A 3,096-nucleotide genomic window follows, 5' to 3' on the forward strand; every position below is an offset into this window, starting at 1 on the left:
CTGGTAATCGTTTAATTGATTTATTTTATAACATTTTTGTGGTCATCTGACTATAGCTACTGTAATAATGATGCCATCCAGCAATATCTTGAAATAACCAGAAATTACCTTGTCCAAACCAGTCTGAAGCCGTTACTATTAGGTCTTTAGGAAGACTAGCTAACCCAACAATAGGATCTTCTAATGTACAAGCTACAGTTTTGCTCGCAAATGCACCGAGTGCCATCCAGTAGAATCTACCTTGCTTTGATGAGTCACCAATTTTTCTATTCCCATCTCGCTCAATCTCTAAATATAATCTAGCATAAGTACCTGCAATACGTCTTGCTCTCACTTTCTTATTCTTAATATAGCTATAAGTATTATTGTCAGTTGGACTTGATAAACGTTGTAAGCAAAATTTCTGTGAGATTGACCATAAATCCGTACATGAACACGTTTTTGGTGTACAGCTGTTTAGTTGTGTGGTAGTTTTATTACTCATCAGAACTCTCTTTTATTTCATTATTTATAAATTTAGGCCAAGTTAGATCCACCTTAAACGTATCTTCTTGATCGCCTGAGTCTACTCGAGGCGTTTTACCATCTCTATCTGACTCTGCCTTTATATTGATATTTTTCCCAGTTAATAGGTATTGTATATCGGGTAACGCATTACCCATAGGATCAACAAACTGAATTTGCTCATCAAAGAACTCTTTTTTTAGCAGCTTATCGAAAGGCAGCCCCGCCAATCCCAGCCCATCAACTCCACCCCCAGTCTTAGAATGCTTACCACCTTTCTCCGTAAACTGCTTAGCCGATATCGTAATATTTGCGCCATCGAGAGTGATACTAGCTCCACCAGCCGTCAATATAATCTTATTCGTCGCTACCACTTCAACTTCTTTAGTCGAAGAGGCGATATTCACATCTTGCTTAGCTGTGGCTTCCAGTTTTCCTGTATGGGCGGAGAGGGTGATGTTGTCCTTAGCATTAGTCATGCTAAATTGACCATCAGCTATGATGTTCAACGACTCACTACTAATCTGATTATGACTATCGCCACTGCTAATATTTATATCTTGCTGAGTAGTGCTAATCATCTCACCCATAGTTCTATGAATCAGCGTATCGGTACTGACATAACTTATATCTGCTGCGCTATCGATAAGCGTGAATGGTGTGGTTTGATGAGTCTTGGTTTGCTGTTCTTCTGCGATGCTCTTTAATTGAGCTTTGATTTGGCTGTGACCATTTACATTACGCCCTAACCCTGTTGCCAGTTGCGTAAGTCGCTCAGCTAGATGCTGACCACCAAGAGCAGTTTGGGTCAGAGTCGGGGTATGGTGCTGGTAGTTATGTTGTCCAGATTGTGCGTGGGTTTGTGGCTGAGTGGAGAGGACGAGGGCTTCGCCTGATTTGATATTAACTTGGGCGTTAGTAGCCGCATTGATTCCTTGACGTTTGGCGGTGTCTGATGGATTGATAATGCCCATTTTTAGGCTGGCGGATATCCCAGCACTGTCTACTTTTAGCTGAGAGTAAGCTTGTTCTGTACGGTGATCAGTAATCCATTCTGATAGGCCGTTATCCGTGTTGCGATAACCACTCTCAATCGCTTGTTCGTTGTCAGTAGTAAATAGGCTGGGGCGAGTCGATGACAATAGACTGCCCGTATTGATCAGATGCTCGCCGTCACCGATAGACTGCATCAGGGTTTGATCATCTGCTCTATGGGTGAAGTGGGTGCCATAGTTAGCACCCGCTTGTGCTTCTAATCGACTGATAGGCTGGGCTGGACTATCCAGTAAGTAGTTTTTGGTCGGAGTCATATGGTTACGACTGTCTGTGTCGCTTTGGCTATCCGTAATCCCTGTCATCGGTGGTAGGGCGTGTCTGCTATATAGAGGACCAACCCATGAGATATCAGCGGTAATGAGGCGCAGCTGCGTTAAATGAATGCCAGATTCTAATTTTGACGCATGACGCTGTTGATGGCGTGAGCTTTGGGTTAGCCCTGTCACATGTGCCAGACTATTGCGTGCTAGATGCACGATATGGGTAGTGCGGTAGTGCTGATTGAGTGCACCGTGATCAGCAAGAATAAAGGTATCAGCAACGTTTAGGTCAGTAGCATGGGCAAGGGCATGATAGACGCTATACTGACTTTGATGACTGTCTGCTACGATAGCCGCTTCATCTATGGTTTCAGTATCAGTTACTGGCGCAAAAGCAGCGGGCGTGTCTAATGTGAGTGTGTGGTTATTGGCATGGCTTTCTTCATCAGCATTACTGCTCATCGCAACGTCAGCGGACTGGGTTGGCTGTGCGACGCTGGCGCTATTAAAGCGCTGCATCGTTACTGAGTTTGGCTGGGTGATGACCTGCTCACTTAATGCCAATACGGGCGCATGGACACGGTCATGCAATACCTGCTGGTAACGCAGTGCGCCAATATTTAAGCTGATACCATCGCTATCGCTTGGACTATGCGATGTAATAATGAGCTTTGGTGGACTGTGCTCGTCCGTTTGCTCATGGCGTAAGTAAGCCGTCAGTCCTTGACGCGAGAGCCGCTCGCAAATATGTGTCCAGTCGCTTATTTGCCACTGAGTCATACGTGCTGGGGTCCAGTCATTTGGGCTATTGTTATGCTTTCGTTAATATCTTATCACCCTTGCTCACCATCGAACTGCCAAATCACCTCACCCCATTGATTATTAGGATAGTCTGGCATGATGTCGCCTTTTTTAAAGTAAGCACGACTGTCAGATTTTGCTTGCGTGAACCAGTAGCCTGATTTAGGGCAGGGCTGATTGGCAGGGCAACGCCCTTTTACTTGACTGGTGATTTCGGGTTTGTTGGGTTTGGTTTGATTCTCATAATAAGGCGTCATGTCTTCGCCTGCCTTTTGGCGCTTAATAAACTCATCGTAAGTAATTTTGTAAGGGTCAATAGAAACAAACTTGCTGGTATCGATGCCTGTTTTTTCTAATACAAGGGGGAGGGTATAGTCGGGTTGGTCTTGTTGAACGTCTAAGCCTATCTCTAAAGCTTGAGTTTCAGCGTATAACCTAGACGTAGGTAAGTCTGGATAAGCCTTTGTAAAGACTG

At 44.5% G+C, this 3,096-nt stretch carries 2 protein-coding genes and 1 pseudogene; all 3 read right to left on the reverse strand.

The features are described from left to right. Positions 1–25 precede the first annotated feature (25 nt). Complete coding sequence (locus tag EI162_RS13855; protein WP_192524886.1) at positions 26–484, reverse strand: DUF2515 family protein; 459 nt, start codon at positions 482–484, stop codon at positions 26–28. Beyond that, the gene (locus tag EI162_RS13860) at positions 477–2,600 is read right to left on the reverse strand and encodes a DUF2345 domain-containing protein (RefSeq protein ID WP_192524887.1); all 2,124 of its coding nucleotides are present in this window, start codon (positions 2,598–2,600) and stop codon (positions 477–479) included. Before EI162_RS13860 ends, EI162_RS13855 begins: the two co-directional genes overlap by 8 nt. A 53-nt stretch (positions 2,601–2,653) precedes the next feature. Beyond that, positions 2,654–3,096, reverse strand: a pseudogene (locus EI162_RS13865) (hypothetical protein); the annotation flags it as partial.

The organism is Psychrobacter sp. FME6, from assembly GCF_014861365.1.
Classification (GTDB): domain Bacteria; phylum Pseudomonadota; class Gammaproteobacteria; order Pseudomonadales; family Moraxellaceae; genus Psychrobacter.